Genomic DNA, 3,799 nt, shown 5'->3' with positions numbered 1-3,799 from the left:
GACGTCGTCGGTGCCGTCGCCGTCCACGTCGGCGGCGGGCCCGGCCGGGACGTTGCCGGCGGCCTGGACGAGGCGGGCCGTGCCGCGGGGGGTGCCGGAGCGGGTGAAGGGGCCCGGCAGGAAGGAGAGCCGGCCGCCGCTCGCGTGGACCACGAGGTCGTCCTTGCCGTCGCCGTCGAAGTCGCCGCAGACGGGCTGGTCCGGCCAGTCGTTGCCGAAGCGGGCCCGCGCGGGGACGGTGAGCTTGACGCCCTTGCCGGAGATGCCGTCGGGGGAGCCGAAGAGGATCTGCAGCGGTACGGGCGGGGTGCCCTGGCCGTCGTAGGGCGGGTCGGTGGAGACGACGAGGTCGGCGAACCCGTCCCGGTCCAGGTCGCAGGTCGCCTCGGAGCTGAACGCCGCCGGGACCTGCCCCTTCGTGGGCGCCGCGAACTTGGTGGGGGAGAGCAACTGGCGTGTCCCGGGCACCGGTCCGCGTCCCTTGGCGCCGTACACGATGCCGATGCCCGCGTCGTCGCCGAGCCCGTCGTGCGCGAGGTCGTCCAGGACGAGGTCGGGGGCGCCGTCGCCGTTGAAGTCGCTGGGAACCTTGCTGCCGGAGCCGTGCGGGATCGGGCGGGGCGCGGTGTGCTGCTTGCCGGTCAGTGCCACGGGGCGGCGGGCGTCGTCCTGGTGGTCGGTGCCGCCGCAGGCGGTGAGGGCGGCGGCCAGCACGAGGACGCCGAGCGCCCCGCCCCGGCGCGCGGGTATCGGTGCGTCGCTTCCCTTACGCGCCATCAGCAAGGCCCCCGCTCGTCCCGTGAGTTCACAACTTCCCCATAATGGCACTGAGGGCACCCCGTCGAAACGGGGTGCCCTCAGTGACGTGCGGAAGGGGTGCCTGCTACTTCACGGGCTCCGGTTCCGGGGCGTCCGCCGACTCCTCCTCGCCCGCCGGGTCGACCGGCGTGCGCACGGAGTCGAGCAGCAGCTGGGCCACGTCGACGACCTGGACGGACTCCTTGGCCTTGCCGTCGTTCTTCTTGCCGTTGACCGAGTCGGTCAGCATGACGAGGCAGAACGGGCAGGCGGTGGAGACGATGTCGGGGTTGAGGGAGAGGGCTTCGTCGACGCGCTCGTTGTTGATGCGCTTGCCGATCCGCTCCTCCATCCACATCCGCGCGCCGCCGGCGCCGCAGCAGAAGCCGCGCTCCTTGTGGCGGTGCATCTCCTCGTTGCGCAGGCCCGGGACCTTGCCGATGATCTCGCGGGGCGGCGAGTAGATCTTGTTGTGGCGGCCCAGGTAGCACGGGTCGTGGTACGTGATGAGGCCCTCGACCGGGGTGACCGGGACGAGCTTGCCCTCGTCCACCAGGTGCTGCAGCAGCTGCGTGTGGTGGATGACCTCGTAGTCGCCGCCGATCTGCGGGTACTCGTTGCCGATCGTGTTGAGGCAGTGCGGGCAGGTCGCGACGATCTTCTTGGCCGTCTTCGGCTTCCTGGACTCGTCGGTGACCTTGCCGTCGTCGTCGTACTCCTCGCCGAACGCCATGTTCAGCGCCATCACGTTCTCCTGGCCGAGCTGCTGGAACAGCGGCTCGTTGCCGAGGCGGCGGGCGGAGTCACCGGTGCACTTCTCGTCGCCGCCCATGATCGCGAACTTGACGCCCGCGATGTGGAGCAGCTCGGCGAAGGCCTTCGTGGTCTTCTTGGCGCGGTCTTCGAGCGCGCCGGCGCAGCCGACCCAGTACAGGTACTCGACCTCGGTGAGGTCCTCGATGTCCTGGCCGACGACCGGCACCTCGAAGTCGAGCTCCTTGAGCCACTCCAGGCGCTGCTTCTTCGCCAGGCCCCAGGGGTTGCCCTTCTTCTCCAGGTTCTTGAGCATCGTGCCCGCCTCGGACGGGAACGCGGACTCGATCATCACCTGGTAGCGGCGCATGTCGACGATGTGGTCGATGTGCTCGATGTCGACCGGGCACTGCTCGACGCAGGCGCCGCAGGTGGTGCAGGACCACAGGACGTCCGGGTCGATGACGCCGTTCTCTTCGAGGGTGCCGATGAGGGGGCGCTCGGCCTCGGCGAGGGCCGCCGCGGGGACGTCCTTGAGCTGCTCCTCGGTCGCCTTCTCGTTGCCCTCCATGTCCTTGCCGCCACCGGCGAGCAGGTACGGGGCCTTGGCGTGCGCGTGGTCGCGCAGCGACATGATGAGGAGCTTGGGGGAGAGCGGCTTGCCGGTGTTCCAGGCGGGGCACTGCGACTGGCAGCGGCCGCACTCGGTGCAGGTGGAGAAGTCGAGCAGGCCCTTCCAGGAGAAGTGCTCGATCTGCGAGACGCCGTAGACGTCGTCCTCGCCCGGGTCCTCGAAGTCGATCGGCGCGCCGTTCGACGTCATCGGCTGCAGGGCGCCGAGGGCGACGTCGCCGTCGGCCTCGCGCTTGAACCAGATGTTGGGGAAGCCGAGGAAGCGGTGCCAGGCGACGCCCATGTCGGTCTTGAGCGCGACCGTGATCATCCAGATGAACGACGTCGCGATCTTCACCATCGCCACGAAGTAGACGAGGTTCTGCAGGGCCGTCAGGCTCAGGCCCTTGAAGGCGAGGATCAGCGGGTACGTGACGAAGAACGACGCCTCGTAGCCGTCCACGTGGTGCATCGTGCCCTCGAAGGCGTGCAGCAGCATGATGCAGACGCCGATGATGAGGATGACGGCCTCGACGAAGTACGCCTGGCCGAAGTTCGAGCCGGCGAAGCGGGACTTGCGGCCCGCCTTGTTCGGCTTGCTCAGCTGACGGATGACGATCAGCGTGAGGATGCCGAGCGTCGTCATCAGGCCGATGAACTCGACGAAGACGTTGTACGGCGCCCACTCGCCGATGAGCGGCAGCAGCCAGTCGGCCTGGAAGAGCTGGCCGATGGCATTGACGATCGTCAGGATGAGCGAGAAGAAGCCCACCGCCACGAACCAGTGCGCGAACCCGACGATGCCCCAGCGGTTCATCCGGGTGTGGCCGAGGAACTCCTTGGCCAGGGTGACCGTGCGCTGGACGGGTTCGTCGGTGCGGGTCCCCGCGGGGACGTTCTGGCCGAGCCGCACGAAGCGGTAGATCTGCGCGATGGCGCGGACGAACAGGGCGGCGCCGACCACGATCAGGGCCAGCGACACGATGATCGCGGCGAGTTGCATTTGGGGGCTCCTCGGGCCTGCGAGGGGGGTCCTCGGGGAGGACTCGTCGGTCTCGTCGGTGATTACTAAGCGGTAACTTATGTAGTCCGTCTGAGACTACCCACTTACGCCGTCGCAATGTAGTCGGCCCGGTCGTGATCTGTGTCGCTGAGGTGACCCTCAGGCGTGTGGCGGGGTCCGGTGCCGAGGCGGCCCTCGGGCGCGTGGCGGGACCTGACGCCAAAGCAGATCGTGTTATTCGCCCCATATTTGGACATAACGGAATAGCTTATGGAGGGCTCCGGGCGGGCGCGCCCGCCGGTGTCACCCCGAAGTCACCCCGAATACCGCAACTCACGAGGGGCCCACGATGACCGCATCGCTGACGTACCTGGTCACCGGAGGCGCCGGCTTCATCGGCTCGCACCTGACCGACGCCCTGCTTGACCGGGGCCACGGCGTCGTCGTCCTCGACGACCTGTCCACCGGCAGCCGCGCCCGCCTCGCCGCCGCCTGGCCGCATCCGAAGCTGCGTTTCGTGCGCGGCTCCGTCCACGGCGCCCGCCTCCTCGACGAACTGACGGGCCGCTGCGACGCGGTCGTCCACCTGGCCCCGGCCGCCGGGGCGCTCCCGGTCGTCGAGGCCGCCCGCCG

Annotated in this window: 3 protein-coding genes; 1 reads left to right on the top strand and 2 read right to left on the bottom strand. The window is 69.1% G+C overall.

The features are described from left to right. Together G3I40_RS29005 and G3I40_RS29000 are read right to left on the bottom strand one after the other, a co-directional pair. A partial coding sequence (locus G3I40_RS29005) for a VCBS repeat-containing protein (protein WP_164305479.1) occupies positions 1-777 on the bottom strand: 777 nt, incomplete at its 3' end. Between the two features lie 106 nt (positions 778-883). Beyond that, on the bottom strand, positions 884-3,166 hold the full coding sequence (locus tag G3I40_RS29000; RefSeq protein WP_164305477.1) for a (Fe-S)-binding protein: 2,283 nt from the start codon (positions 3,164-3,166) through the stop codon (positions 884-886). Between the two features lie 349 nt (positions 3,167-3,515). Between G3I40_RS29000 and G3I40_RS28995 the strand changes: the two genes are divergently transcribed. Then, positions 3,516-3,799: NAD-dependent epimerase/dehydratase family protein (locus tag G3I40_RS28995; protein WP_164305474.1), on the top strand; the 284-nt coding region annotated here is incomplete at its 3' end.

It is taken from the genome of Streptomyces sp. SID14478 (assembly GCF_010548525.1).
Taxonomy (GTDB): Bacteria; Actinomycetota; Actinomycetes; order Streptomycetales; family Streptomycetaceae; genus Streptomyces.
Note: the sequence above shows the minus strand (reverse complement) of the source record. Positions and strands in the feature narration are given on the sequence as shown.

What these genes read in the sequence shown, in the direction of transcription:
- G3I40_RS29000 (WP_164305477.1), bottom strand. Translation starts at nt 3,166, where the DNA reads ATGCAACTCGCCGCGATCATCGTGTCGCTGGCCCTGATCGTGGTCGGC.